The sequence below is a fragment of the Catenulispora pinistramenti genome (genome assembly GCF_018274385.1).
GTDB classification, from domain to species: Bacteria; Actinomycetota; Actinomycetes; order Streptomycetales; family Catenulisporaceae; genus Catenulispora; species Catenulispora pinistramenti.
Genome location: NZ_JAAFYZ010000021.1, coordinates 16,346 through 42,492 on the forward strand (window position 1 = coordinate 16,346; position 26,147 = coordinate 42,492).

30 protein-coding genes and 1 riboswitch are annotated in these 26,147 nt (G+C 69.3%); of the genes, 24 read left to right on the forward strand and 6 right to left on the reverse strand.

What is annotated here, in order from left to right; all coding sequences use genetic code 11:
* Positions 1-31: 31 nt before the first annotated feature.
* On the reverse strand, positions 32-433 hold the full coding sequence (locus KGQ19_RS08860; protein WP_212008584.1) for a PLDc N-terminal domain-containing protein: 402 nt from the start codon (positions 431-433) through the stop codon (positions 32-34).
* Between the two features lie 110 nt (positions 434-543).
* Between KGQ19_RS08860 and KGQ19_RS08865 the strand changes: the two genes are divergently transcribed.
* The 7 genes from KGQ19_RS08865 (at position 544) to KGQ19_RS08895 (ending at position 5,966) form a co-directional block, all read left to right on the forward strand.
* The gene (locus KGQ19_RS08865) at positions 544-2,034 is read left to right on the forward strand and encodes a menaquinone biosynthesis decarboxylase (protein WP_212008585.1); all 1,491 of its coding nucleotides are present in this window, start codon (positions 544-546) and stop codon (positions 2,032-2,034) included.
* A complete protein-coding gene (mqnP, locus tag KGQ19_RS08870; RefSeq protein ID WP_212008586.1) occupies positions 2,034-2,984 on the forward strand; it encodes a menaquinone biosynthesis prenyltransferase MqnP in 951 nt (316 codons plus the stop codon). Before KGQ19_RS08865 ends, mqnP begins: the two co-directional genes overlap by 1 nt.
* A gap of 38 nt (positions 2,985-3,022) precedes the next feature.
* Positions 3,023-3,244 (forward strand): hypothetical protein, encoded by a 222-nt coding sequence (locus KGQ19_RS08875; RefSeq protein WP_212008587.1) that lies wholly within the window; start codon positions 3,023-3,025, stop codon positions 3,242-3,244.
* Positions 3,241-3,576 carry a type II toxin-antitoxin system PemK/MazF family toxin gene (locus KGQ19_RS08880; protein WP_212008588.1) on the forward strand — a complete coding sequence of 112 codons (336 nt, stop codon included), beginning with the start codon at positions 3,241-3,243 and terminating at the stop codon, positions 3,574-3,576. The genes KGQ19_RS08875 and KGQ19_RS08880 overlap by 4 nt, the downstream gene beginning before the upstream one ends.
* Before the next feature lie 30 nt (positions 3,577-3,606).
* Positions 3,607-4,254, forward strand: coding sequence for a UbiX family flavin prenyltransferase (locus KGQ19_RS08885; protein WP_212008589.1), 648 nt, complete (start codon positions 3,607-3,609; stop codon positions 4,252-4,254).
* 68 nt (positions 4,255-4,322) lie between these two features.
* A complete protein-coding gene (locus tag KGQ19_RS08890) occupies positions 4,323-4,808 on the forward strand; it encodes a DUF3291 domain-containing protein (RefSeq protein WP_212008590.1) in 486 nt (161 codons plus the stop codon).
* A gap of 654 nt (positions 4,809-5,462) precedes the next feature.
* On the forward strand, positions 5,463-5,966 hold the full coding sequence (locus KGQ19_RS08895; protein WP_212008591.1) for an Lrp/AsnC family transcriptional regulator: 504 nt from the start codon (positions 5,463-5,465) through the stop codon (positions 5,964-5,966).
* 153 nt (positions 5,967-6,119) lie between these two features.
* Here the strand turns inward: KGQ19_RS08895 and KGQ19_RS08900 are convergent, their stop codons facing one another.
* Positions 6,120-7,130: a hypothetical protein gene (locus KGQ19_RS08900; RefSeq protein WP_212008592.1), complete on the reverse strand. Its 1,011-nt coding sequence runs from the start codon at positions 7,128-7,130 to the stop codon at positions 6,120-6,122.
* 128 nt (positions 7,131-7,258) lie between these two features.
* Between KGQ19_RS08900 and mqnE the strand changes: the two genes are divergently transcribed.
* The 5 genes from mqnE to KGQ19_RS08925 all read left to right on the forward strand — a co-directional run bounded on the left by mqnE (position 7,259) and on the right by KGQ19_RS08925 (position 10,792).
* Positions 7,259-8,419 carry an aminofutalosine synthase MqnE gene (gene mqnE, locus KGQ19_RS08905; RefSeq protein ID WP_212008593.1) on the forward strand — a complete coding sequence of 387 codons (1,161 nt, stop codon included), beginning with the start codon at positions 7,259-7,261 and terminating at the stop codon, positions 8,417-8,419.
* 125 nt (positions 8,420-8,544) lie between these two features.
* A complete protein-coding gene (locus tag KGQ19_RS08910) occupies positions 8,545-8,775 on the forward strand; it encodes a hypothetical protein (RefSeq protein ID WP_212008594.1) in 231 nt (76 codons plus the stop codon).
* A 17-nt stretch (positions 8,776-8,792) separates the two neighbouring features.
* On the forward strand, positions 8,793-9,302 hold the full coding sequence (locus tag KGQ19_RS08915) for a GNAT family N-acetyltransferase (RefSeq protein WP_212008595.1): 510 nt from the start codon (positions 8,793-8,795) through the stop codon (positions 9,300-9,302).
* Between the two features lie 47 nt (positions 9,303-9,349).
* Positions 9,350-9,739, forward strand: coding sequence for a DUF4229 domain-containing protein (locus KGQ19_RS08920; protein ID WP_212008596.1), 390 nt, complete (start codon positions 9,350-9,352; stop codon positions 9,737-9,739).
* 198 nt (positions 9,740-9,937) lie between these two features.
* Positions 9,938-10,792, forward strand: a complete 855-nt coding sequence (locus tag KGQ19_RS08925; protein ID WP_230418388.1) for a menaquinone biosynthetic enzyme MqnA/MqnD family protein — start codon at positions 9,938-9,940, stop codon at positions 10,790-10,792.
* A gap of 59 nt (positions 10,793-10,851) precedes the next feature.
* Here KGQ19_RS08925 and KGQ19_RS08930 read toward each other — a convergent pair whose 3' ends face one another.
* The gene (locus tag KGQ19_RS08930; protein ID WP_212008598.1) at positions 10,852-11,103 is read right to left on the reverse strand and encodes a type II toxin-antitoxin system RelE family toxin; all 252 of its coding nucleotides are present in this window, start codon (positions 11,101-11,103) and stop codon (positions 10,852-10,854) included.
* On the reverse strand, positions 11,100-11,354 hold the full coding sequence (locus KGQ19_RS08935; protein WP_212008599.1) for a type II toxin-antitoxin system Phd/YefM family antitoxin: 255 nt from the start codon (positions 11,352-11,354) through the stop codon (positions 11,100-11,102). Before KGQ19_RS08935 ends, KGQ19_RS08930 begins: the two co-directional genes overlap by 4 nt.
* Before the next feature lie 159 nt (positions 11,355-11,513).
* On the opposite strand from KGQ19_RS08935, the gene KGQ19_RS08940 reads away from it, so the two are divergent.
* The 3 genes from KGQ19_RS08940 to mqnC all read left to right on the forward strand — a co-directional run bounded on the left by KGQ19_RS08940 (position 11,514) and on the right by mqnC (position 14,425).
* On the forward strand, positions 11,514-12,068 hold the full coding sequence (locus KGQ19_RS08940) for a PaaI family thioesterase (RefSeq protein ID WP_212008600.1): 555 nt from the start codon (positions 11,514-11,516) through the stop codon (positions 12,066-12,068).
* Between the two features lie 121 nt (positions 12,069-12,189).
* On the forward strand, positions 12,190-13,155 hold the full coding sequence (locus KGQ19_RS08945; RefSeq protein ID WP_212008601.1) for a DUF1152 domain-containing protein: 966 nt from the start codon (positions 12,190-12,192) through the stop codon (positions 13,153-13,155).
* 55 nt (positions 13,156-13,210) lie between these two features.
* On the forward strand, positions 13,211-14,425 hold the full coding sequence (gene mqnC / locus KGQ19_RS08950; RefSeq protein ID WP_212008602.1) for a cyclic dehypoxanthinyl futalosine synthase: 1,215 nt from the start codon (positions 13,211-13,213) through the stop codon (positions 14,423-14,425).
* A 320-nt stretch (positions 14,426-14,745) separates the two neighbouring features.
* Here mqnC and KGQ19_RS08955 read toward each other — a convergent pair whose 3' ends face one another.
* Positions 14,746-15,129, reverse strand: coding sequence for a hypothetical protein (locus tag KGQ19_RS08955; protein WP_212008603.1), 384 nt, complete (start codon positions 15,127-15,129; stop codon positions 14,746-14,748).
* A 131-nt stretch (positions 15,130-15,260) separates the two neighbouring features.
* Between KGQ19_RS08955 and KGQ19_RS52675 the strand changes: the two genes are divergently transcribed.
* Both KGQ19_RS52675 and KGQ19_RS49440 read left to right on the forward strand, forming a co-directional pair.
* A complete protein-coding gene (locus KGQ19_RS52675) occupies positions 15,261-15,407 on the forward strand; it encodes a hypothetical protein (protein ID WP_368862074.1) in 147 nt (48 codons plus the stop codon).
* Entirely contained in the window at positions 15,340-16,002 is a 663-nt protein-coding gene (locus KGQ19_RS49440) for an NsdA family TPR-like regulatory protein (protein WP_230418376.1), read from the forward strand. Before KGQ19_RS52675 ends, KGQ19_RS49440 begins: the two co-directional genes overlap by 68 nt.
* Here the strand turns inward: KGQ19_RS49440 and cutA are convergent.
* Positions 15,989-16,312: a divalent-cation tolerance protein CutA gene (gene cutA, locus KGQ19_RS08970; protein WP_212008606.1), complete on the reverse strand. Its 324-nt coding sequence runs from the start codon at positions 16,310-16,312 to the stop codon at positions 15,989-15,991. The genes KGQ19_RS49440 and cutA overlap by 14 nt on opposite strands.
* A 136-nt stretch (positions 16,313-16,448) precedes the next feature.
* On the opposite strand from cutA, the gene KGQ19_RS08975 reads away from it, so the two are divergent.
* From KGQ19_RS08975 to KGQ19_RS09005, 7 genes are all read left to right on the forward strand, one after another.
* Positions 16,449-17,993, forward strand: coding sequence for an AMP-binding protein (locus KGQ19_RS08975; protein WP_212008607.1), 1,545 nt, complete (start codon positions 16,449-16,451; stop codon positions 17,991-17,993).
* A gap of 166 nt (positions 17,994-18,159) precedes the next feature.
* The gene (locus KGQ19_RS08980) at positions 18,160-18,957 is read left to right on the forward strand and encodes a hypothetical protein (RefSeq protein ID WP_212008608.1); all 798 of its coding nucleotides are present in this window, start codon (positions 18,160-18,162) and stop codon (positions 18,955-18,957) included.
* Between the two features lie 219 nt (positions 18,958-19,176).
* Positions 19,177-20,850 (forward strand): alkaline phosphatase family protein, encoded by a 1,674-nt coding sequence (locus KGQ19_RS08985; RefSeq protein WP_212008609.1) that lies wholly within the window; start codon positions 19,177-19,179, stop codon positions 20,848-20,850.
* 81 nt (positions 20,851-20,931) lie between these two features.
* Positions 20,932-22,197, forward strand: coding sequence for an amidohydrolase family protein (locus tag KGQ19_RS08990; protein ID WP_212008610.1), 1,266 nt, complete (start codon positions 20,932-20,934; stop codon positions 22,195-22,197).
* A 42-nt stretch (positions 22,198-22,239) separates the two neighbouring features.
* Complete coding sequence (locus tag KGQ19_RS08995; RefSeq protein WP_212008611.1) at positions 22,240-22,935, forward strand: demethylmenaquinone methyltransferase; 696 nt, start codon at positions 22,240-22,242, stop codon at positions 22,933-22,935.
* A 4-nt stretch (positions 22,936-22,939) separates the two neighbouring features.
* Complete coding sequence (locus KGQ19_RS09000) at positions 22,940-24,568, forward strand: N,N-dimethylformamidase beta subunit family domain-containing protein (RefSeq protein ID WP_307856372.1); 1,629 nt, start codon at positions 22,940-22,942, stop codon at positions 24,566-24,568.
* Positions 24,569-24,696: 128 nt separating this feature from the next.
* Positions 24,697-26,007 carry a geranylgeranyl reductase family protein gene (locus tag KGQ19_RS09005; RefSeq protein ID WP_307856373.1) on the forward strand — a complete coding sequence of 437 codons (1,311 nt, stop codon included), beginning with the start codon at positions 24,697-24,699 and terminating at the stop codon, positions 26,005-26,007.
* 49 nt (positions 26,008-26,056) lie between these two features.
* Positions 26,057-26,144: riboswitch (ZMP/ZTP riboswitch) on the forward strand.
* Positions 26,145-26,147: the final 3 nt, after the last annotated feature.

Below are 26,147 nucleotides of genomic sequence, written 5' to 3' on the forward strand. Positions count from 1 at the left end.
AGTTCTCCGGCCGGCCCGGCTCCCGGCCGGCTCAGTTCTCCGGCCGGTCCTTCTTCAGCTGCTCACCGAGCTGCTGCAGGAACTCCGGGTCGTCGTCGGGCGCCACGGCCCAGGTGCTCGGCGCCGTGCCGGTGCGGGTCCGGCCGTCCGGGGTGTCGACGATCCGCGGCCGGGCCTGGTGCGAGCCGCTCCGGCCCAGCGAGGCGAACAGCCCCGGATGCACGTCGGTGGCCCGGCGTCTGGGGTCGCGGGGCTGCGCGGTGCGGCCGGCGAAAATCCACAGCAGGGCGCCGACGTACGGCACGACGATCAGGATCGCCCACACCGGTTTGGGCAGGAACCGGACCCAGGGGCGCGGAGTGAGCAGGCAGTCGACCCAGGCGAAGATGGCCAGTGCGATCGGCACCAGCCACTGGACCACGAAACGGAGCAACGCCCAGCCTCCCGGGGACTCGTGGGTTTTATGTATTCAACAGTAACCGCGTTGCCTCCGCTACGGGACCGGTACCGGGCTCTTCCCGGCTCTGACACATACTGGTCACCATGGCCTACGACGATCTACGCTCCTTCTTGAAGGCCCTCGAACGGCGGGGGCAGCTCAAGCGCGTCCGCGCGGAGGTTGACCCGCACCTGGAGGTCGGGGAGATCACCGACCGGGTGCAGAAGGCGCCTCGCGAGGACCAGCACGCGCCGATCACCAACATCGCACTGTTGTTCGAGAACGTGCGCGGCGCGCGGACCCCGGACGGCAAGCCGATCCCGTTGGCCATGAACGTCTTCGGCACGGAGGAACGGCTCTGCCTGGCCCTGGGCCTGAAGAACCTGGACGAGATCGGCGACCGGATCGGCGACCTACTCAAGCCGGAACTGCCGCACGGCGTCTCGGGCCTGCGCGACGCGCTCGGCAAGGCCGCGCAGCTGAAGTCGGTGCCGCCCAAACACGTGAAGAAGGCGCCGGTGCACGAGGTCGTGCTCACCGGCGACGAGGTGGACCTGGACCTGCTGCCGGCCCTGCACACCTGGCCCGAGGACGGCGGCTCGTTCTTCAACCTGGGCCTGACCCACACCAAGCACCCGGAGACCGGGGCGCGGAACCTGGGCCTGTACCGCTTGCAGCGCCAGGACAAGCGCACCATCTCCATGCACTGGCAGATCCACAAGGACTCCACCAACCACTACGCGGTCGCGCAGCGCCGGGGCGAGCGGCTGCCGGTCGCGGTGGCGTTCGGCTGCCCGCCGGCGGTCAGCTACGCCGCCACCGCGCCGCTGCCGTCGGACATCGACGAGTACTTGTTCGCCGGCTTCGTCCAGGGCAAGCGGGTCGAGCTGGTGGACTGCAAGACGGTGCCGTTGCAGGTGCCGGCGAACGCCGAGGTGGTGCTGGAGGGCTGGCTGGAGCCCGGGGTGACGCTGCCGGAGGGCCCGTTCGGCGACCACACCGGCTTCTACACGCCGGTCGAGCCGTTCCCGGCGCTGACCGTGACGGCGATGACGATGCGGGAAGACCCGGTGTTCCAGTCGATCGCCGTCGGCCGGCCGCCGACCGAGGACGGTCCGCTGGGCCGGGCCACCGAGCGGTTCTTCCTGCCGCTGCTGAAGATCATCATCCCGGACCTGGTGGACTACGCGCTGCCGGAGGCCGGCGGGTTCCACAACTGCGCGATCGTCTCGATCGACAAGCGCTACCCCAAGCACGCGCAGAAGGTGATGCACGCGATCTGGGGCGCGCACCTGATGTCGCTGACCAAGCTGATCGTGGTGGTGGACGCCGACTGCGACGTGCACGACTACGCCGAGGTGGCCTGGCGGGCGTTCGGCAACGTGGACTACTCCCGGGACCTGACCGTGGTCGAGGGCGTCGTGGACCATCTGGACCACGCCTCCTACCAGCAGTTCTACGGTGGCAAGGCGGGGATCGACGCGACCCGTAAGCTGCCGGAGGAGGGGTACCACCGGGGCTGGCCCGAGATGATCACCTCCGACCCGATGACCGCCGCCAAGGTCGACCGCCGCTGGAAGGAATACGGCCTCTGATGTCCGCCGCCCCCGTGGAAGAACCCACCGGCACCACCCGCGAGGTCAACGAGGCCCCCGACAGCGCGCGGGGGGTGGTCGGCGGCACCCGGGCGTTCCTGCGCCTGGTGCTGATCGAGCACTCGGTGTTCGCGCTGCCCTTCGCCTACATCAGCGCACTGTGGGCGATGTTCGAGACCAGCGGCCACGTCAACTGGGCCAAGCTGGTGCTGATCACCGTCGCGATGGTCGGCGCCCGCACCTTCGCCATGGCGATGAACCGCATCATCGACCGGGAGATCGACGCTCGGAACCCGCGCACCCAGATGCGCGAGCTGGTGACCGGCGCGGTGTCGGTGAAGACGGCCTACCTCGGCTCCGTCGCGGCCCTGGTGGTGTTCCTGGCCGCGGCGGCCTCCCTGAACCGGCTCTCGCTCTGCCTGGCCCCGGTCGCCGCCGTCCCGCTGGTCGTCTACCCCTACGGCAAGCGCTTCACGAACTACCCGCACGCGATCCTCGGCATCGCCCAGGCGATCGGTCCGATGGGCGCCTGGATCGGGGTGACCGGCCACTGGTCGTGGCAGGCGACGCTGCTGGGCCTGGCGGTCGGCTTCTGGATCGGCGGCTTCGACCTGATCTTCGCCTGCCAGGACGTGGCCGCCGACCGGGTGATCGGCGTCCGCTCGGTCCCGGCCCGGTTCGGCATCGCCGCCGCCCTGCGGGCCTCGGTGGCGACCCACGTGATCACCCTCGGCCTGCTGATCTGGTTCGGCGTCGTGGCGCACGGCGGGGTGCTGTGGTGGATCGGGATCGCCGTGGTCGCGGTGGCGTTCTGGTACGAGCACTCGCTGGTGAAGCCGGACGACCTGTCGAAGGTGAACCGGGCGTTCTTCACGACGAACGGGTTCGTCGGGATCTCGTTGTTCTGCTTCGCGCTGGTGGATCTGATCGTGCGCGGGCTGGGGGCTTGAGCCGGTGTCGTGGAGTCTACCTCGGGTATACTTGAGGTATGACTACGACGACGATGAAGATCACCACGCGCAACCGGGACCGGCTGGCCGTTATAGCGTCGTCGGAGCTGAACGGGGCGAGCCTGGACAGTGCACTGGATGTGCTGCTCTTCGAGCATGAGTCGTTCGCCGCCCTGGCCCGACTCTCGCCCGGACAACTCGCGGAGATGCAGGCGGAGGCGGAGAGCATTGCCGAGGTGGATGTCGAGGTGCATGGGTGAGCCTTGTCGTCACGCCATGGTCGGTCTGGTGGATGGATTTCGATCCCCAGGCTGGTCGGGAGCAGGCGGGACGGCGGCCGGCGATCGTCGTCGGTTCGAGGTTCGCGTGTACTCTCCCCAACGGCTTGGTCTTGGTCGTGCCCTGTACCAGCACTGATCGTGGGCTGCCGTTCCAGCCCGGGGTGATGCTCGACGGTCGCGCTGGTTTCGCCATGTGCGATCAGGTCAAGGCGTTATCGCGTGGGCGGATCGTACGTCCGCATCGCGGCTCTCTGTCCGAGCCCGAGATCGACAGAATCAAGTTCGCGCTACGCCGGATCCTCGACGTTTAGCCACTCGACAATCCGACGGACAATGGATCAGTGACCACTACCCCCAGCACTCGCACCCCCTGGATCGTCGGCGTCTCCGGCGCCTCCGGCACCCCCTACGCCGCCGCGACCGTCCGGGCGCTCCTGGACGCCGGGGAGGCGGTGGATCTGGTGGTGAGCCGGGCGGCGCGGTTGACGGTGCTGGACGAGACCGGGATCTCCTTCCGGGACGCGCACTGGCGCGAGGATCTGGCGGCGTGGCTCGGGTGGGCGGGGGAGGACCCGCGGCTGGAGGCGGTGCGGTACTGGCCGGCCGGGGACTTCGCGGCGGGGCCGTCGTCGGGGAGCTATCGGGCCAAGGGGATGGTGGTGGTGCCCGCCTCGACCGCGGCGGTCGCGGGGATCGCGTTGGGGCTGTCGAAGGACCTTTTGCAGCGGGCCGCCGATGTGAACCTCAAGGAGCGGCGGCCGGTCGTGGTGTGCGTCCGGGAGACGCCGCTGAACCGGGGGACCCTGCGGCATCTGGTCGAGCTGGACGAGGCCGGGGCCGTGGTGCTGCCGGCGGCGCCGGGGTTCTACGCCGGGCTGAAGGACGTGCAGCAGTTGGTGGACTTCGTCGCGGGCAAGATCCTGGACGTGCTCGGGGTGCCGCACACGCTCTTCGAACGGTGGCGCGGTGAGCTGGGGTCCGCGCGCTGAGTCCGGGACCTGAGATGCGGGGTGCCCGGACGGCGCATAGACGTAAGGCCTCTCAGTAGCCTGCGCCCATGGACACTGCTGACGCCCTTCTGGGCCCTTTCGAAGGTTTCCACCTGGCCCAAGTGAACATCGGCCGGCTCGTCGCCCCGCTGGACGACCCGGCCATCGAGGACTTCACCAAGAACCTGTCCCGGGTCAACGACCAGGGCCGGGCCATGCCCGGGTTCGTCTGGCTGCTGGAGGGCACCGATCCGGAGCTCGGTGCCACCGATATCGCCTGGCCCGGCGACCCGGAGATGTTCGTCAACCTGACGGTGTGGGAATCGGTGGGCGCGCTGCGCGACTTCGCCTTCTCCGGCGAGCACCGCGCGCTGCTGACCCGCCGCAAGGAGTTCTTCCAGAAGCTGCCGGAGGCCTTCGCCACGCTGTGGTGGATCCCGGCCGGGACGCGGCCCACGGTCCAGGACGCGCACGACCGGCTGGCGCGCTTCCGCGAGCACGGAGCCACCCCTCACGCGTTCTCGTTCCAGCGGCTGTTCGCCCCGGAGGGCTGAGCGCGCCCGACGCACGCAGCTCACGCAGGCGCACGCACCGCGCGCACGCAACGCGCCGCACGCAACGCAAAGGAGCGCCCTTTCCAGTCCCGGGGGGACGGACTGGAAGGGCGCTCCCGTTGTTCCCGGCCGCCGGTACCCGAGCGTCGATCCGGGGGGGGAGTTGATCGACGCGGCCGGCGGCCGGAGCTCTAGGGGTGGTGCGTAACTAGGGGTGGTGCGTAAGGGGTGCGCAATTGGTCTTGCTCGGTCGTGCCGGGTGCTGCTGGGTGGTACTACCGCAGGTCAGGCCTTGCGGGCGAGCTTCGTCGCGCGCGCCAGGCGGGCCTTGGCGGCCTGCTTGCGCAGGTCGTTCAGCCGGGTGTGGGCGGCCTGCAGTTCGTACGGCGGGAAGTTCATCGTTGACTCCTTCGATCTGTCGGGCCTAATCTGTTCTATGCCTTAGATTCTAAGGGGTTCTACGCTCTGTGTCCAATTTATTGAAGGTGAAGGCGGTCACAGATCGTTAGCCGGGGATCACAGCGGTCCCGATTCGTCCCCGGACGGCCCCGCGCGGGGGCCGGGGCCGCCCGGGGAGCCGATACGCTCGCACCCGGGTGGGACCGGGCGGCCCGAACGGGTCGTCCATCGACGCGGATGAGGTGATCAGGAAGCATGGACGCGGTGGACCGCGCCTTGATCGACGCGCTGCGGACCAACGGCCGCATGTCATACGCGGAGCTGGGACGCCTGGTCAGTCTGTCCGGGCCATCGGTGACCGACCGGATCAACCGGTTGGAGAGCAACGGCGTCATCACCGGCTACCGGGCGATGGTGGCCCCGGAACAGCTCGGACTGAACGTGACGGCGATGATCGGCATCCTGCTGTCGGACTCCGCCGAGCTCGACGACGTGGCCTGGCGGCTGCGCGACGTACCGGAGATCGAGGACTGCTTCTTCGTCGCCGGCGAGGAGTCGTTCCTGCTCAAGGTGCGCGCCGGTCATCCGGAGGACCTGGAGCGGATCATCGGCCGGCTGACCCGGATCCGCGGTGTGGCGCGGACCCGGACCACGGTCGCGCTGTCGACGAAGTGGGAGGACCGGCCGATGGCGCTGGCCGAGCCCGACGAGGACGACGCCAAGCACGCCGAGCGGCACAGTGGTAGCGAGCGGCGCTGAGCGGTGCTGAGCGGTGCTGAGCCGAGAAACGCAAGCGGAAGGGCCGCACCGGAGACTGGAATCAGTCCGGTGCGGCCCTTTCGGCTGTTCGGTCGGCGCCGCGCGGTCGGCGGCGGGTTCGGCCCGGGTCGGTTCTGCCGAGTCGGTCGCCGGTCAGGCCAGCACGATCGTCACCACGATGGCCACGATCCCGATGTGCGAGGCGATCACCGCGGCCAGGCAGGCGTACCGGCCGGTCGGGGTGGTGTTCTCGTCGGTCAGGTAGGCCGCGGCGGCCACCGCCGCGCCGGTCACCAGCGGCACCGTCACCAGCGGGGTCAGGTGCGGGATCACGTTCTTGACCTGCGCGGCGAACAGCAGCGCCAGCCAGCTCAGCCCGGAGACCACGGCGAAGCCCCAGGTCAGCCCGAGCGGGTTGAGCTGCCGCCAGCGCAGCAGCCCGCCGATGATCAGGATCATCGCCGGGATGGCCAGCGCGGACAGCGAGAGCAGCTGCGAGTTCAGCGTGACCCCGGCGATCGACCGCGAGGAGCCGCCGCTGGAAAGCATGCCGCACAGGAAGGCGATGACCAGCGCCGGGACCGCGCCGATGGCGAAGCCCATGCCGAGGCGCGGGCCCAGGGGGAGCGCGGCGCCGCCGGCCCCGGCCGCGACCGGCGCCCCGGCCCGCCGGGAGCCGCCGCCGGAACGCGACCCGCCGGAGCGGGCCGCTCCGGCCCGGCGGGACCCGCCCCGGCCCGGAGCCTCGTCGTACCCGTCGTTGTCGTCGTAGCCGTCGCCATAGCCGTCGTCGCGGTCGGCGTCGCGGGGGTCGCCGTCGTAGCGCTCGTAGCCGGCCTCGTCCGCCGGTGCCCGGCCGCGGCTGCCCCGCCCTCGGGGCGGAGCCGGAGCCGGGGCGGGAGCCGGCGCGTAGCCGTCGTCATAGCCGGCCGGTCGGCCGCGACCGCCGGAGCGTGGTTGCTGTCCTTGCTGCCCGTACCCACCGTCGTCGTAACCCCGGGGCGCGCGGTCGTCCCGGGGTGGGCGCTGCGCCGTCCGTGGCTGCGGTTCCCACGGCCCTTGACCAGGCGCGGGTTGCCGGCCGTAGCCGTCGGGGCGGCCACGGCCACCCCGACCGTCCCCGGGGGGCCGGCCGGCGGCTCGTCGTGAGGGTGATTCGGACATGGTGACGACTATCCGCTGTCCGGCCGCCGGAATGCAACGCGATCATCCAATCCGGACGAGGCCGTTACGAACCGCTGCCGTACTCTGCTGTCTGATCAGGTGGACGTCGCACGGGAAAAGGTGAGGCCATGGACTCCGGGCTCAAGCGGGAGATCGAGGACAAGGTCCTCGCCGGTTCGCGGCTGTCGTTCGAAGACGGAGTGGCCCTGTACGCCACCGATGAGGTGGCCTGGCTCGGTGAGCTCGCCCATGAGGTACGGACCCGCAAGAACGGTGACAAGGTCTTCTTCAACGTCAACCGGCACCTGAACATGACGAACGTCTGTTCGGCCTCCTGCGCGTACTGCTCCTTCCAGCGCAAGCCCGGCGAGAAGGACGCCTACACGATGCGCATCGAGGAGGCCGTCCGGCTGGCCAAGGACATGGAGCCGGACGGCATCACCGAGCTGCACATCGTCAACGGCCTGCACCCCACGCTGCCGTGGCGCTACTACCCGAAGTCGATCAGCGAGCTGAAGGCGGTCCTGCCCGGCGTCTCGATCAAGGCCTTCACCGCCACCGAGATCCACTGGTTCGAGAAGATCTCCGGGCTCAGCGCCGATGAGATCCTCGACGAGCTGATCGCGGCCGGTCTGGAGTCGCTGACCGGCGGCGGCGCGGAGATCTTCGACTGGGAGATCCGCTCGCAGATCGTGGACCACGCCACGCACTGGGAGGACTGGTCCCGGATCCACCGGCTGGCGCACTCCAAGGGCCTGCGCACGCCGGCCACGATGCTCTACGGCCACATCGAGGAGCCCCGGCACCGGGTGGACCACGTGCTGCGGCTGCGCGAGCTCCAGGACGAGACCAACGGCTTCGCGGTGTTCATCCCGCTGCGCTTCCAGCACGACTTCCACGACAGCCAGGACGGCAAGGTCCGCAACCGGCTGATGACCCAGCCGATGGCCACCGGCGTCGAGGCCCTGAAGACCTTCGCGGTGTCCCGGCTGCTGCTGGACAACTTCGACCACGTGAAGTGCTTCTGGGTGATGCACGGCCTGTCCACCGCGCAGCTGGCGCTCAATTACGGCGCCGACGACCTGGACGGCTCGGTGGTCGAGTACAAGATCACCCACGACGCCGACAACTACGGCACCCCGAACAAGATGACCCGCGAGGACCTGCTGGAGCTGATCCGCGACGCCGGGTTCACGCCGATGGAGCGGAACACGCGGTACGAGGTCATCAAGGAGTACCCGGGGCCGGAGTCGGGGCGGCGCGAAGAGCCGCAGCTGATGACGTTCTGAGCGGGCCCGCTCACTGAGCGGAATCCGGTTGTGACAGACGGCGTACATCCGGCGGCGGATGGGCGCCGTCTGTGGCGTGGGACTGATTTGGGAATCGGCCGACCGGTGCCGCATAGTCCTATCTTGTGAACTTCCGCGACCGCCCCCGCCGCCCCTTCAGCTGGGCCACCGAGCTGCGCGTACTGGCCGTCGGCCTGTTCGCGGCGGCCGGCGGCGCGCTGCTGCTGAACCGGTCCCAGCCGGTCGCCCCGTCCGAGGTGGCGGGGGCGGCGCTGGTGGTCGTCGCGGCCACGGTGCTGAACATCGCGGTCGGGGTGCGCCGGGCGCGGCGCGAGGCCCAGGCCGTCGAGCGCTGAATGAGACGATGATCGTCATGGCCCTGACGTTTGAGACCCACCCCGAGATACCCGACGCGCTGCGTGCGGCGCTCGTCGACATCTGGACCGACGCCACCAACGCCGGCGGCGCGATCGGCTTCGTGGCCCCGGTGGACCGCGAGGCCGTCGATGCCCGGGCGTTCCGCGGTTTCACGGTCGGCAAGGATCTGTTGCTGGTCGGCGCCGAGGCCGGCGAGCCCGCGGCTTTCCTGGTCGTCGAGGACCACCAGTTCTCGTTGATGGACCACGTGCGGATCCTCAAGACCGTGGTCGTGCACCCGAAACACCAGGGCAAGGGCTATGGGCAGGACTTGCTGCGGGAGGCCGAGCAGGTGGCGCGTACCCTCGACGGTGTCGAAATGCTCCACCTCACCTGCCGCGGCGGGCTCGGGCTGGAACACTTCTACACCAAATGCGGATACACCGAGGTCGGCCGCATCCCGCGCTTGCTGCGGGTCAGCGCGGACGACTACCGGGACGAGATCCACATGGCGTTGAGCCTGTAGACCCCGCCCCGTCGCTGGTCTCTCATATCGATGGAAGGAGTCGGCGGATGCCTGCCGACAACAAGACGGCTGACAAGCCCGAGGTGCAGGACGCCCCCGGCACCGCCGACGCGGCGACCGCCACCGAGTCCGAGACTCTGGCGGCCGGCGCGGCCGTGGCCGTGGCCAAGCACGCGACCATGCGCTACGCCACGCTGCGCATCGGGATCTTCATCGTGTCGCTGGCGGTGCTGTGGGGCCTGGTCGCGGCGACCGGGCACATCGTCACCGGCAACGGCGTGCTCTACCTGGCGATGGGCGCGCTGCTGATCTCCGGCGTGGCCTCGTTCTTCCTGCTGTCCCGACAGCGCGACGCGATGTCGGCGCAGGTGACCCGGCGCACCGACCGCCTGGCCGACCGGTTCGAGGCGAACGCGGCCATGGAGGACGAGGACTGACTCGCCGGCGCCATCCTCAACGCCGGACGATCGAGTCCGGCGCCGGGCGCCGACCGAACGCGCCGGACATCCCCCGGGTCGCCCGGGGGATGTCCGGCTCGTCGCTTTCGCCCGACTGCCCCGGCTCTGGACGTCCGATCACGCGGTCGTAACCTGAACCCCGTGGACGACATTTCCGACGCGCGGCTCGAAGCGCACATGACCCAGTGCCGGCGGCGACCCCGCGTCGGGCACATCCAGTTCCTCAACTGTCTGCCGATCTACTGGGGCCTGGTCAACTCCGGCGCCATCCTCGACATGGAGCTGATCAAGGACAGCCCGGACGTGCTGTCCACCATGCTGGTGGCCGGCGACCTGGACATCGGCCCGATCAGCCTGGTCGAGTACCTGCGCAACGCCGACGAACTGGTGGTCCTGCCGGACGTCGCGGTCGGCAGCGACGGCCCGGTGACCAGCTGCAACCTGGTCAGCAAGGTCCCCTACGAGCAGTTGGACGGGGCCCGCGTGGCCCTGGGCTCGACCAGCCGCACCACCGTCCAGCTGGCCCAGCTCATCCTCCGCGAGAAGTACGGCGTCCAGCCCCACTACTTCCCCTGCGCCCCCGACCTGCAGCAGATGCTCCGCGAAGGCGACGCCGGCGTGATCATCGGCGACCCCGCCCTGCGCGCCTGGCTCTACGACGCCCAGCGCCTCGACGCCAACCTCCTGGACCTCGGCCAGGCCTGGAAGGACTGGACCGGCCTGCCGATGGTCTTCGCGGTCTGGGCGGCCCGCAAGGAGTACGTGGAACGCTGCCCGGACATCGTCCACGAAGTCCACCAGGGCTTCCTGCGCTCCCGCGACATCTCCCTGGAGCACGTCGACAAGGTGGCCCGCCAGGTCGAGCGCTGGGAGCAGTTCCCGGCCGCCGAGCTGGAGGACTACTTCACCACGCTGGACTTCTCGCTGGGCGAGCGCCAGCTGGAGGGCGTACGCGAGTTCGCGCGCCAGGTCGGACCGCAGATCGGCATCTCGCAGGTGCCGGAGGTCATGCTGCTGCCGGACGCCGGCTGAGCCACTGCGCATGCCGGGGCGCCGGAGGGGAGCCGGCGCCGAGGGGGTGGCCGCGGGGGTTATTCGACGCGGCCGAGGCGCGCGATGGTGATCCGCTGCTGTGCTTCGTTGATCTCGTAGAGCACTCTGTAGCGGCCGATGTGGATGCGACGCACATCGGGTGTGCCGTAGGCGAACGAGCCAGTAGGGCGGGGATTCTCAGCGAGGAGGTCACACGCGCTGACTACCTGCTCCACCCCAGCGACATCGCTGTTCATGAACTGTGCTGCGCGGTTGAGGGCGACCATGTCCCAGTCGATCGTGTAGCTCATTGCGGTGGCAGCCCCAGGATGCGGCGAACATCGCCGTGCGGGACCGTTTCAGCGGTACCGTCGATCTGGCGCAGCTTGTACTGCGCGAACTCCAGTGCTTCTTCGATCTCTGCGAGCTCGACTGGATTGATCAGTATCGCCGCCGTATGCCCGTGGTCGGTGATGGCGATCCGTTCGCGGTCGTTGGCTGTGCGGCGAATCAGGTTGCCGAAGTTGGCGCGGGCCGTGGTCATCGGGTAGGCGTCACTCATGGCTACAGAGTACCGAATCCGACATTTCTCGCAACTTGTCTACACAGTTGTACAGTGGATGTCCGCTCACCGCATGGGAGCCCGCGGTGGGCTAAACTCATTGTTACTTAGTAGTAGCTAACTGATCGAGCGCCACCCAGATCCGGGAGGACAGCGGCCATGACCGAGACCATAGATGGCGTTGACGGCGTCGGGGACGCCGTGTCGGCCGCGGACGCCGAGCGCACCCGCACCTACACCTGGAGCGATCCGCTGGCCTCCTTCGCCGAGGGCGCGGGTATGTCCGGCATCGAATACCTGCGGGCCATCGCAGAGGGGCGTGCGCCTGTCCCGCCGATCACGGCGACGCTGGGGTTCGACGGCATCGGTGAGGTCGCGGAGGGGCGCGTGGTGTTCACCCTGACTCCGGCCGAGCACCACTACAACCCGATCGGTTCGGTGCACGGCGGGGTCTACGCCACGCTGCTGGACTCCGCCTGCGGCTGCGCCGTGCAGTCGCTGCTCCCGGCCGGTGACTTCTACACCTCGCTCGACTTGTCGGTGAAGTTCCTGCGCGGCATGACCATGGACACCGGTCAGGTGCAGTGCATCGGCACCGTGACGTACATGGGCCGGCGGACCGCGCTGGCCGAGGCGCGGATCGTGGACGCCAACGGGAAGCTCTACGGGACCGCGACGTCGAGCTGCATGGTCTTCCGCGCCGGCGACAAGTAGCTGAAGCCGTAACCAGTACTTGCTGTAACCAGGGCTGCTGTAGCCAGTGCCGCAATAGGCCGCCAGGCTGCCGCGGAAACCGGCGCGCCCTGTAAGCCCGCCGCCGCTATCGTCCTCACCCATGACCACCAGCAGCCTGCGTGACCTGCCGCTGTTCGCCGCGCTCGCCGACTCCCAGCGCATCCTGGTCGCCGGGGCCGGCGGCGGCTTCGACATCCTCGGCGGCCTGCCGCTGGCCCTCGCGCTGCGCGAGCGCGGGGCCGAGGTGTTCCTCGCCAACCTGACCTTCGTCTCCTCCGGCTTCAGCCTGGACGCGTGGCTGGCCCCCGACGTCGCCACTGTCACGCCGACCACCGGCGGGTTCGCCGAGTACTTCCCGGAGCGGACGCTGGCGCGCTGGCTGAAGATCGCGGGGGAGCCCTCGACGGTCTACGCGTTCCAGCGCACCGGCGTGCGGCCGCTGACCGAGGCGTACCGGGCGCTGGTCGCGCACCACGCCATCGACGCGATCGTGCTGGTCGACGGCGGGACCGACATCCTGATGCGCGGGGACGAGACCGGGCTCGGGACGCCGGAGGAGGACATGCTGAGCCTGGCGACCGTGGCCGGGCTGGCCGAGGTGCCGGTGCGGCTGGTGGTCAGCATCGGCTTCGGCATCGACGCCCACCACGGGGTGAACCACGTGCAGGTGCTGGAGAACCTGGCCGATCTGGACGCCGACGGCGCCTACCTCGGCGCGTTCTCCATCCCGCGCGCCTCCCGCGAGGGCTCCCTCTACCTCGACGCGGTCGCATACGCGCAGGAGAACACCCCTATGCGGCCCTCGATCGTGCACGGCCAGATCGCCTCGGCGATGCTCGGTGTGTCCGGGAATGTCCACTTCACAGAACGCACACACAACAGTGTGCTTTTTGTGAACCCACTCATGGCGATGTATTTCACAGCGACCGTCGAAGGACTCGCCGCCCGGCACCTCTATCTGCCGGAGTTGGCGGACACCCGGACCTTCGGGCAGATCACCACGATCATCGGCGCCTTCCGCGACGGCCTCGCCGAGCGCCGCATACCCAGACAGTTCCCACACTGATCCGGCGAAGTACCCTGGAGAGGCACTTAAGATCCCCGGACGAAGGGCACGCCCGATGAGCAAGCAGATCTCCGCGGAGCTCCAAGACGCCTTGGACCGGTCCGCGGACGGCGGGCGCATCGAGTACGAGGAAGCGCTGGAACTGTACCGGCACGCGCCCCTGCACGCGCTGGGCACCGCCGCGGACGCCGCCCGCCGCAAGCGCTACTCCGGGGTGTACGGCGAGGACGGCGAGATCGCCACGTACATCATCGAGCGCAACATCAACTACACCAACGCCTGCGTCACGGCGTGCAAGTTCTGCGCCTTCTACGCCCCGCCGAAGTCGGACAAGGTCTGGAGCCGTCCGCTGGAGGACATCCTGCGCCGCTGCGCGGAGACCGTCGCGCTGGGCGGCACGCAGATCATGTTCCAGGGCGGGCACCACCCGGACTACGGGGTCGAGTACTACGAGGAGAACTTCCGCGCCATCAAGGCCGAGTTCCCGCAGTTGGTCATCCACTCCCTGGGCGCCTCCGAAGTGCAGCACATGGCGAAGGTCTCCGGCGTCACCATCGAGGAGGCCATCACCCGGCTGAAGGAGTCCGGTCTGGACTCGTTCGCCGGCGCCGGCGCCGAACTGCTCCCGGCCCGCCCCCGCAACGCCATCGCGCCGCTGAAGGAGTCCGGCGAGCGCTGGCTGGAGATCATGGAGACGGCGCACGGCCTGGGGCTGGAGAGCACGTCCACGATGCTCATGGGCACCGGCGAGACCAACGCCGAGCGCATCGAGCACCTGCGGATGATCCGCGACGTGCAGGACCGCACCGGCGGCTTCCGCGCGTTCATCCCCTACACGTACCAGCCGGAGAACAACAAGCTGAAGGGCCAGACCCAGGCCACGATGTTCGAGTACCTCCGCCTGATCGCCGTCGCCCGCCTGTACCTGAACAACGTCGCGCACATCCAGGGCTCCTGGCTGACCGTCGGCAAGGAGGCCGGCCAGCTGTCGCTGCACTACGGCGCCGACGACCTGGGCTCGGTGATGCTGGAGGAGAACGTGGTCTCCTCGGCCGGCGCCAAGCACCGCTCGAACCGCATGGAGCTGATCCACCTGATCCGCGCCGCCGGTCGGGTCCCGGCCCAGCGCAGCACCACCTACGAGCTGATCACCGTGCACGACGACCCGGCGAACGACCCGGTCGACGACCACGTGATGAGCCACATCGCGTCCACGGCGATCGAGGGCGGGACGGCGCATCCGGAACTGAAGCTCGTCGACGTGCGCTGAGGCGCGCGCGACCATCGCTCACCCGCCCGCGCGGCGCGGCCGGCCTTATCAGGCCAGGCTGTCGCGCGCGGCGGTGAGGAGGGCCGTCTTCAGCGGATTCGGCCTCCAACGCGCACCGGATGAACTCCGTGAGAGTCCTGATCTGCTCGGCGCGCCGATCCTCCGACAGCTGTGCGGCCCGCCGGCGTTCGTCAGTGCGCTCCGCCGCACGTTGCGTCGTGCGCTGCGTCGCATAGGTCACCGCCCCGCCGACCGCGACCCCCGCCATGGAAAACACAGCCGTCCATATGTCTCCTGCCGCGGTCGCTCCCGGCCCGCCATCAGGCGTACCCGCCGACTTGCGCGGCCAGCAGCTCGCTATAGTCGCGTGCAAGTTTGGCTGTGGTGTCCGCCCAGCCCTCAATCGGCTTGGGATGCCCCTCGATCCGGATGGTTACCCAGTCGTTGAGCGAGGTCGCTTCGGCGATCCTGCACCAACGGCCGTCCCACGCGATGTAGTCGCGCCGCTTGGCCTGGCCGAGGGTCGGGGTCCCGGCGTCGGCGTCCACCAGGACGCAGCCCACGGGAACGCTCGGCGACGGAATCGACCAGAGCCGCGCCAACGTGGTGTGAGGCGTCGGGCGGCGCGCGGCCGTAGCCGGGGTGTCCTTCGTTATGGCGTCCAGGTTCCCAACCGGACCATACTCGCGTCGATCAGCACTCATACATGCAAAGACGGATGAGCGCAGCTCAGCGCAGAAGTAGGCAGAGGTTTTCACTGGTTTTCATGTCAAGCGTGGTGACTGGGGAGATGCTCAAGGCGGCCCGCGAGGCTGCCAGTATTGGCCTGTCCGCGATGGCCACGCGTACCCACTTCAGCCTTAGCCACTTGAGTAACGTCGAGGCTGGGAGGCGCGCACCAACGGCCGACCTGATTGCTGCCTACGAACAGGAGATCCGCGTTCGACGCGGGGTGGCAAGAACGGGCCCGCAAGCTCTATGAGCTGAGCCGCGAAGCGGCCACGGAAGCACGAGACGACGCACTCACGGGGAACGCCCTCGCGTTCCTGGCCTATCAGCGGCAGGGTTCAGCTACGGATGCGGTCGAGATAGCCGCCGCCTCGGTCGCGCGTGCCGGGCCGGCCGTGCCGGGCGCGGTGCGAGCCCTCTTGCTTGAGCGGCTGGCTTGGGCATACGCCATTGCCGGGGAGCCCCGAGAGACGGAACGAGCCTTGGACGCGGCGCATGAAGCGTTGGCGCGTGAGGGACAGCCGTCGCCGGATTGGGCAGCATGGGTGGACGCGTCAGAGCTTCAGATCATGACAGGGCGCTGTTGGGCACAGCTTCGACAGCCGGGACGGGCAATCCCCGTACTGGAGAACGTCCTCAGCGCTTACCCGGACCTGTGGGGCCGGGACAAGGCGCTGTACCTCACGTGGCTTGCGGAGGCGTACCGCGATGCCGGGGAGGTTGAGCAAGCCGCCGCCGTTCTAAGCGAGGCGCAAGCCCTGTCTGCCGACGTGGCGTCTGTCCGTCCCCGACAGCGGATCACGGACGTTGCTGCGACGCTGGCCCCCTACGGCTTCAGCCTTTCGTGACTGTCGCTGTGATCCACTCGCCGTATGGCTTTGACACGGCCGTGAACGGAATCGCCACCACTTCCGGCTTTTGCCACGAGTGTTCGGCCACGATATGCGCCTCAAGGGCGGCGAACTTGTCCGCCGTCGTCTTCAAGATAAGTTGCCACTCTTCACCCTCTCCTAGCTCCCCGAGATGCCAGAAGACGGACCCAACCGGTCCGATGATCTGGGCACCGGCCGCCAGCCTCGCGGCAACAGCCGACTTCCCGAGCCGTACGGCTTCCTCTCGTGTCTCGGTCGCCGTGGTCACTTGCACGTATTCAGCCATGGCCCGAACTGTAGCCAGTCGGCTTAGCAGAGGGTGTCCATACAACATCGCAGTCAGTAGCCTGAGCGGCGGACCCGCATTCGTGACCCGCTGGTAACCACGTGCCTCCACGTGGCCCTATAGTGGAGGTGAAAAGTTGGAAGTTCCCCTCACCGTCTCGGACTTCCTAGACCGCGCCGAAGTCGTCTACGGCGACCGCGCAGCCGTCGTCGACGAACCCGACCAGCCCGCGCCGTCCTGGGGCACGCTCACTTACAAGGACATCGCTAAGCGCGCCCGTGCGCAGGCTGCTGCATTGGACCGCCTCGGGGTGGACGCGGGGGCGCGGGTGGCGGTGGTGTCGCACAACTCCGCGCGGCTGCTCACCTCGTTCTTCGGGGTCAGCGGGTACGGCCGGGTCCTGGTGCCGGTGAACTTCCGGCTGCGGACCGATGAGGTCGCCTACATCGTCGAGCACAGTGGGGCCGAGGTGCTTCTGGTCGATCCGGAGTTGGCGGACTCGCTCAAGGATGTGAAGGCGCGGCACCGGTTCGTCATCGGTGCCGAGACCGACGCCGAGTTCTTTACCGGGGACCATGAGCCGGTGCGCCACGCGATCGACGAGAACGACACCGCGACCATCAACTACACCTCCGGCACCACCGCGCGGCCCAAGGGCGTGCAGCTCACGCATCGCAACCTCTGGCTGAACGCGGTCCTGATGGGGCTGCACCTCGGCGTCAGCGATCGCGACGTCTACCTGCACACGCTGCCGATGTTCCACGCCAACGGCTGGGGCATGCCCTACGTGGTCACCGGCCTCGGGGCGAAGCAGATCGTGCTGCGGAAGGTCGACGGCACCGAGATCCTGCGCCGGATCCAGGAGCACGGCGTCACCCTGCTGAACGGCGCCCCGACCGTCATCGCGATGGTGCTGGCGGCGGCGAAGGAGTGGGAGGGCGAGATCCCGGGCCGGGACCGGGTGCGGATCGTGGTGGCCGGCGCGCCGCCGCCGAGCACCGTCATCCAGCAGGTCGAGGACGTGCTGGGCTGGCAGTTCAACCAGATCTACGGCCTGACCGAGACCGCCCCGCTGGTGACGGTGAACCGCACCCGGCAGGAGTGGGACGGCCTGTCGAGCCTGGAACGCGCGCAGAACCTGATGCGGGCCGGCGTGCCCTCGCTGGGCACCCAGATGGTCACCGACCCCGAGGGCGAGGTCCTGGTGCGCTCCAACGTGGTCCTGGCGGGCTACTGGGAGCAGCCCGAGGAGTCGGAGCGGGCGCTGGCCGAGGACTGGTTCCACACCGGCGACGGCGGCGTCATCGGCGCCGACGGCTACCTGACCATCTCCGACCGCAAGAAGGACGTCATCATCACCGGCGGCGAGAACGTGTCCTCCATCGAGGTCGAGGACGCGCTCTACAAGCACCCGGGCGTCGCCGAATGCGCGGTGATCGGGGTGCCGGACGACAAGTGGGGCGAGACCATCAAGGCGCTGGTGGTGCTCAAGGAGGACCACTCCTCGCGGGCCACCACCGAGGCGGAGGTGATCAAGCACTGCAAGGGCCTGATCGCCGGCTACAAGGCGCCGACGAGCGTGGAGTTCCGGGAGACCCTGCCGCGTACCGCCACCGGGAAGTTGCAGAAGTTCAAACTGCGCGAGCCGTATTGGGAGGGCCGGGAGCGCAAGGTCAATTGACCCGCCGGGTGAACTGATTTGCGATTGTCTCAGTATTCTTGTATGCCTCCGCGCCCGCCCGCTACATTGGCGCGCGTTGTTTCTGGCGCACAGGTTTGCGCACTGGTTTGCGCACAAGTTTGCGTACAAGACTATTGAGCAGGGAGATCCTGCGCGGGGGCGGGACATGTCAGGCAGCTCGCGGACGGCGCCGCGCGATCTCGGCGCGGTGGCCGTCCGGCTCTTCGAGCGGGCCGCGACCGGGGAGAGCGTGGAGTTGGCCGTGCTGTCCGGGGTGGAGCGGTGTGTGCTGGGCGGGGCGTCGTACGCGTTGCTGGAACGACCGGTGCGGCTCGCGTGGGACGGTTTCGGGGAAGCCCGGCGGAACAAGGCGACGGAGCTGTCCCTGGCCGGTATGAGCGAGCGCGGGCTCATCCGGCGCGAAGCCGGGGAAGGCGCGGCAGAGCCGGCCGCCTCGCTCTGGACCATGTCGCCGGAACTGGGGATAGTGCAGGCGGCGCAACGGAAACCGGCCTATCTGGTCGTCACCGAGGTCGAGGGCAAGAAGACGCGCGGTCTGCGGTTCTTCGCAATCGGCGACAAGGAACAGCCGGTGTGCGGCGTCGTGGTCGAGGAGCCGGTGGCGCTGCCGACGGGTTCCTACAAGAACGTCGAGACCCTGGGCCCGCTCGGCTGGATGAGCCGCTACCGGCTGGTCTCCGAAGGCCACGCGGTCGGCATCCTCACGGACATGGCCCTGACCCCGCGCCAGGACCGGGGCGGCACCTACCTGTACGGCATCCGGCGCTTCCAGCGGCCCGAGGGCGGCGCGGTCGTCGAGGCCGGGATCTCCGTCGCCGGCGCGGGATCGGCGGCCCGGGTGCGCCGGTTCAGCGCCGGGCAGAGCGACCGGGAGGTCTTCGCGGTGAAGGCCGAAGTGCTGCACAGCCTGCTCGGCCGCCTGCTCGCGACCGGATCCTGGTGACCGGATCCTGGGGGGGGCACAGCCTTCTGTCATCAGATCCCTGGCATCAGACTCCTGCCATCCACGACGCCCCTCTTTGTCGTACCATCCATGATCCGATAGCCCGTCGTTGGAGTGTTGTTCAACTACCGGTGCGGGCGCAGTCCATCTTGGCCTCGGAGGATACGGGCGGCGACCGGCCATCCCGGGCTTGTCGCATGTCACAAGGGGGTCCCAACCTTGTCCCGCACCGTCACCCGGCTCGCCGTCGCCGGCGGCCTCACCGCCCTGCTCGGCGGCGTGCTGGCCGTCGCCCCGTCCCAGGCCGCCTCGCACGGCAAGCCGCACGCTCCGGCGCAGCACGTACTGCTCATCTCAGTGGACGGCCTGCACCAGTCCGACCTGGCGTGGTACGTGCAGCAGCACCCGGATTCGGCCCTGGCCAAGCTGGTCAAGGGCGGCGTCGACTACTCCGCCGCGTCCACCCCGGTCCCGTCGGACTCCTTCCCCGGCATGACCGCGCAGCTGACCGGCGGCAACCCGGGCACCACCGGGGTCTACTACGACGACACCTACAACCACGGCCTGCTGCCGGCCGGCACCACCAAGTGCGACGGCAGCGTGCCGCTGGGCGCCGAGGTCGACTACACCGAAGACCTGGACTGGAACAAGAACTCGATCGACGCCGGCCAGGGCCTGACCGGGCTGCCGGGCTCGATCCTGAACCTGACCGGCAACGCCAAGAGCCTGATCAACCCGGCGAAGCTGCCGGTCGACCCGAAGACCTGCAAGCCGGTCTACCCGAACAACTACCTCCAGGTGAACACGGTCTTCAACGTGGTCCACAACGCCGGTCTGGGTACCGCGTGGTCGGACAAGCACGCCGCCTACCAGCTGCTGTCCGGTCCGTCCGGCACCGGCATTGAAGACATGTTCTCTCCGGAGATCAACAGTCAGGATCCGGCGCTGGCGCCCGGCCAGGACTGGACCACGGACAACGCCGCGACCCGGCAGTACGACGACTACAAGGTCCAGGGCGTCCTGAACGAGATCGACGGCTTCGACCACAGCGGCAAGGCCGAGGTCGGCACCCCGGCCGTCTTCGGCCTGAACTTCCAGGCGGTCTCCACCGCGCAGAAGCTGCCCACCTCCGACGGCATGGCCGGCGGCTACCTCGCCGACGGCCAGACCCCGGGTCCGCTGCTGTCCAGCACGATGGACTTCGTCGACAACGAAGTCGGCCGGTTCGTGGCCGAGATCAAGAAGACCGGCCAGGCGAACGACACCACGATCATCTTGTCGGCCAAGCACGGCCAGTCGCCGAAGAACCCGGCCGCGCTGACCCGCATCCCCGACGGACCGCTGCTCGACGGCCTGAACGCGGCCTGGAAGAAGGCCCACCCCGGGGCCGGGAACCTGGTCGCGCTGTCCACCGACGACGACGCCATGCTGCTGTGGCTCAACGACCGCAGTCAGGCCGCCGCCGACTTCGCGAAGAAGTACCTGCTGGCCCAGAGCGGCACCGGCAACGACATCAAGGGAAACCCGAAGGCGTTCACGCACGGCGGGCTGACCACCGTCTACGCCGGCGCCGAGGCGCGCCAGTACTTCCACGTGCAGCCCGGTGACAACCGGGTGCCGGACATCTTCGGCATCGCGCAGCACGGCGTGGTGTTCACCGGCGGCCAGGCCAAGATCGCTGAGCACGGCGGCGCGGCCGAGGACGACCGCGACGTGCCGATCGTGGTCTCCGGCGCCGGGGTCGGCGCCCGCGGCGTGAACGGCCGGCAGGTCGAGACGACCCAGATCGCCCCGACCATCCTGCGGCTGCTGGGCCTCAACCCGCAGGCGTTGCAGGCGGTGCGGATCGAGCACACCAAGGTGCTGCCGGACCTCGGGCGCGAGTGCGACTGACCCGGATCGTCGGAAAACGGTAAGGCCTGTGGGGCCCGTGCGATCACGCACCGGCCCCACTGCTTGCCTTAACCTCGAACCGTGCTGACCCTCCACGCCGCCCCGCTCGTCCTGCCGATGACCGCCGCCCCGATCGCCGACGGCGCGATCGTCGTCGACGACGGCCGTGTCCTCGCCGTCGGAACCCGTGCCGAACTCCTCGCCGCGCATCCGGAGGCGCGTGTTCGGGACTGGCCGGGCATCCTCACCCCGGGACTGGTCAACAGCCACGCCCACACGCAGTACTTCGACTTCGCGGACCTGGCGACCTCCGGTCTGCCGTTCCCCGAGTGGCTGCACCAGATGGTCGAGCGCCGGGCGACGTTCACCGACGCGATGTGGCAGGAGTCCACGCGGCGCGGGCTGCACGCGTATCTGACGACCGGGACCACGGCCGTCGCCGACATCGTGACCGAGCCGGTGGTGCTCTCGGCGATCGCGCGCAGCGGGATCCGGGGCGTGGCCTACATCGAGGCCGTCTTCGCCGACGACGCCTCGTGGGCGGCCGGCCGGCGTGCCGACTTCGTGGCGGCGGTCGACGGATCCGGCGGTCCGGCCCGCGGGGTCTCGCCGCACACGCCGTTCACCATCAGCACCGGTGTCTACGAGGACTGCGTCGCCGTCGCGCACGAGCGCGGCAAGCGCCTGCACCCGCACATCGCCGAGACCACGCAGGAATCCGAGTACGTCCTGACCGGCACCGGCCCGTTCGCCGACAACGCCAAGAAGTTCGGCCTCGACTTCTCCGACATCCTCGACCGGGGCACCGGGATGACGCCGGTCGAGTGGGCCGACGCCCGCGGCGCGCTCGGCCCCGACTGCCACATCGCGCACGGCGTGCACGCCAACGAGTCCGACCGCGCGCTGCTGCGCGAGCGGGGGACCGCGGTGGCGTTGTGCGTGCGCTCGAACCGGATCCTGGAGTCCGGGGAACCGCCGGTGGCCGCGTATCTGGCCGAGGGTTCGCCGGTCGGCATCGGTACCGACTCGGCCGCCTCCTCGCCGTCGCTGGACCTGCTGGAGGAGGCGCGGGCGTTGCGCGCGGTGGCCCGCGCACAGGGGTACGCGGCCGAGGATCTGGACCGGCGCATCGTGGAGGCGGCGACGCTCGGCGGCGCGGTCGCGCTCGGCCTGAGCGAGGGGCCGGACCGGGTCGGGCGGCTGGAACCCGGCGTGCGTGCGGACTTCGCCGTGTTCTCGGTGCAGGACGGCACAGACGGTGACAGCGATCCCTACAAGCGGCTCATCGACCACGGCACCTGCGTGGCCACGGTGCTCGGCGGCACCATCGTGCACCGCTCCGTCTGAGGCGGTACCGGCGCCGGCCGCCCCGGGTGAGAGAATCGCCCCGTGAGCCGAGCTTCCCTGGACAAACAGCCGCACGAGGTCGCCGCGATGTTCGACGGCGTGGCCGAGCGCTACGACCTGACCAACGACGTGCTGGCGCTCGGCCAGACCCGGTTGTGGCGGCGGGCGGTGCGGCAGGCGGTGGACGCCAGGCCCGGACAGCGGGTGCTGGATCTCGCGGCCGGCACCGGGACCAGCACCCAGCCGTTCCACGCGGCCGGGGCGGAGACCGTCTCCTGTGACTTCTCGCTCGGCATGCTCCAGGTCGGCAAGCGCCGGCTGCCGCACCTGACGTTCGCCGCCGGCGACGCGACCCGGCTGCCGTTCCGGGACGGCGTCTTCGACGCGGTGACCATCTCCTTCGGGCTGCGCAACGTCCAGGACACCGACGTCGCGCTGCGCGAACTGCTGCGGGTCACCAAGCCCGGCGGCCGGCTGGTGGTCTGCGAGTTCTCGCACCCGACGCTCGCGCCGTTGCGCACCGTCTACATCGAGTACCTGATGAAGGCGCTGCCCGCGGTCGCCACGAAGGTGAGTTCGAACCCGGACGCCTACGTCTATCTGGCCGAGTCCATCCGGGCCTGGCCGGACCAGCGCGAGCTGGCCGCGGTCATCGGCGAGGCGGGCTGGCAGCGCGTCGCGCACCGTAACCTGACTGGCGGAATCGTCGCATTGCACCGCGCATTTAAGGAAGACTGAGTCTGTGAAGGCTCGAATAGGCCGGGCGACGGCGCTCGTCACCGCGGCGGTGCTGCTGCTGGCATCGGCGGCGGCGTGCTCGGGGGGCGGCTCGAAGCATTCGGGCCCGGACAACGGCGGTTCGCCGGGTACCACTCAAGGCAGCTCTCCCGGGGCCAGTCCCGGTGGGCCTACTGGGGCTCCCGCTGGGGCTCTCAACGTCGCGACGGAGAACGCCCAGCCCGGCGCGCCCGGGTGGAACAAGGGCATAGATTCCGGCGACGACCACGGGATCGAGGGTTACGCCGACCAGATAGCGGTGACCTCCGGGCAGAGTTTCAAGCTCTATGTGAACACCGCCGCGCCGAATTTCACGGCCACCGCCTACCGGATCGGCTACTACGGCGGGACACAGGCCCGGCAGGTGTGGAAGTCCGATCCGACACCGGGGAAGGCGCAGCCGAAGTTCACGGTGGAGTCGCAGGTGAACACGGTGAGCACGAAGTGGCAGCCGTCCCTGACGGTCACCACGAACAACTGGCCGGAGGGCTCCTACCTGATCCGGCTGGACGCGGTCGGGGGCAAGGTGAAGGGCGCGCGGTTCGTGCCGATCACCGTCAAGTCCACCTCCACGGCCGGCAAGGTGGTGCTGATCAACGGGGTCACCACCTGGCAGGCCTACAACTCCTACGGCGGCTACGACCTCTACAGCGGCGGCCCGAAAAACGACTACGCCAACCGTGCACGCATCGTGTCCTTCGACCGGCCCTACGACACCACCGGCGCGGACCGGTTCCAGACCTACGAGCAGTCCTCGATCGTGTTCGCCGAGAAGCTGGCCGCGTCCCACAACCTGCAACTCGCCTACGCCACCGACCTCGATCTGCACGAGGACCCCGGTCTGTTCCAGGGCGCGCGGGCGATCATCTCGCTCGGCCACGACGAGTACTACTCGACGCAGATGCGCCAGACCCTGACCCAGGCGCGCGACGCCGGGACGAACATCGCCTTCCTCGGCGCGAACGCCATTTTCCGGCACATCCGCTTCCAGGACTCGCCGCTGGGCAAGGACCGCATCCAGGTGGACTACAAGGACGCGTCCGAGGACCCGATGCACGTGACCAATCCGGCTGAATCCACCCAGGACTGGCGCAACCCGCCGGATCCCCGGCCGGAGAACGTGCTGACCGGGGTCTTCTACGAGTGCAATCCGGCGAACGCGAACATGGTGGTCTACGACCCGACCTCATGGCTGCTGGCCGGGACCGGGGCGAAGGCCGGGCAGTCGTTCAAGGGTCTGATCGGCATCGAGTACGACCGGGTGGTGTCCGACTCGACGACCCCGCACCCGATCGAGGCGCTGACGCATTCGCCGATCACCTGCATGGGCAAGGCCTCCTACTCCGACTCGGCGTACTACACGGTGCCCTCCGGCGCCGGCGTCTTCGCGACCGGCACCATGCGCTGGAACTGCGCGCTGGTCAGCGGCGGCTGCACCGACAAGATGGACGCCGCCGCCCACACCTTCGCCCAGCAGGTGACCCAGAACATGCTGCTCGCCTTCGCCGCCGGCCCGGCCGGTCAGGCGCATCCCGCGGTGGACAACACGGCGCGGCTCAAGCCGGCGCCGAGCCGGGGCGGGGTGGCACCGTAGCGGGTACTCCGCCAGAGCGAGCGGTTCGGCCGGCGCGGGCGGTTCGGCCGGCGCCGGGGCGCGCGCCGTCGCGCCGTCCGCCCGGCCTGACCGCAGCCCCCGCACCGCCTGCCCTTAGAATCGGCCGGGTGACCGCCCAAACCTCTTCCCCCGCTCCGAGCCAGGCCGTGCCCTCGGAGAACGTCGCCGACGTCATCGTGGTCGGTGCCGGGCCCTCGGGCTCGGCGACGGCCCACCACCTGGCCTCCGCGGGTCTGGACGTCCTGCTGCTGGAGAAGTCCCAGTTCCCGCGCGAGAAGGTGTGCGGCGACGGCCTGACCCCGCGTGCGGTGAAGTCGCTCGTGCGGATGGGTGTCGACACGTCCGAGGAAGCCGGGTGGCTGCACAACAAGGGGCTGCGGATCATCGGCGGCGGCATGCGGCTGGAGATGCCGTGGCCGGAGTTGGCCGCGTACCCGAACTACGGGCTGGTGCGGCCGCGCGCCGACTTCGACCAGATCCTGGCCCGGCAGGCCGAGAAGACCGGCGCCCGGCTGCACGAGAACACCAACGTCACCGGTCCGGTCGTGGACCCGCGCAGCAACCGGGTGATCGGGGTGACCGCGCGCATCACCGACGCCGACGGCGCCAAGCGGGACACCGAGTTCCGCGCCCCGCTGGTGGTCGCCGCCGACGGCAACTCCACCCGGCTCTCGATCGCGCTGGGGCTGCACAAGCGTGACGACCGCCCGATGGGCGTCGCTTACCGCACTTACTACAAGTCGCCGCGCACCAACGACGACTACCTGGAGTCCTGGCTGGAGCTGTGGGACGGCCAGCGGCTGCTGCCCGGCTACGGCTGGGTCTTCGGCATGGGCGACGGCACTTCCAACGTGGGCCTGGGCATCCTGAACACCACCAAGTCGTTCCGCAACGTGAAGTACCCGGACCTGCTGCGCGCCTGGCTGAAGAACACCCCGGAAGAGTGGGGCTTCAACGAGGGGAACCGCACCGAGCCGATCCGCGGCGCCGCGCTGCCGATGGGCTTCAACCGCCAGCCGCACTACACCCGCGGCGTGCTGCTCGTCGGCGACGCCGGCGGCATGGTCAACCCGTTCAACGGCGAGGGCATCGCCTACGCCATGGAGTCCGGCGAACTGGCCGCGGACGTCATCGCGCAGGCGCTGATCCGGCCGGCCGGCCCGGAGCGGGAGCTGGCACTGTCGGCGTACCCGCGCGCGCTGAAGGAGACCTACGGCGGCTACTACACGCTGGGCCGGCTGTTCGTGTCCCTGATCGGCAACCCGAAGGTGATGCGGCTGGCCACCCAGCGCGGCCTGTCGCACCCGATGCTGATGCGCTTCACGCTGAAGATGCTCGCCAACCTCACCGACCCCAAGGGCGGCGACTCGATGGACCGCATCATCAACGTGATGGCGAAGATCGCGCCGGACGCGTGAGTTCGGCGCCGCGCGGGTTGCCGAATGCGCGGGTCGCTGAATTAGAGTGCAGTCAGGCCGTGACTGGCGCTGAGGTGGGACACCACCGGGGAGCGGCCTGACACCGTTGTCTTCTGCCGTGCGCCTGGGCGATTCCGTGA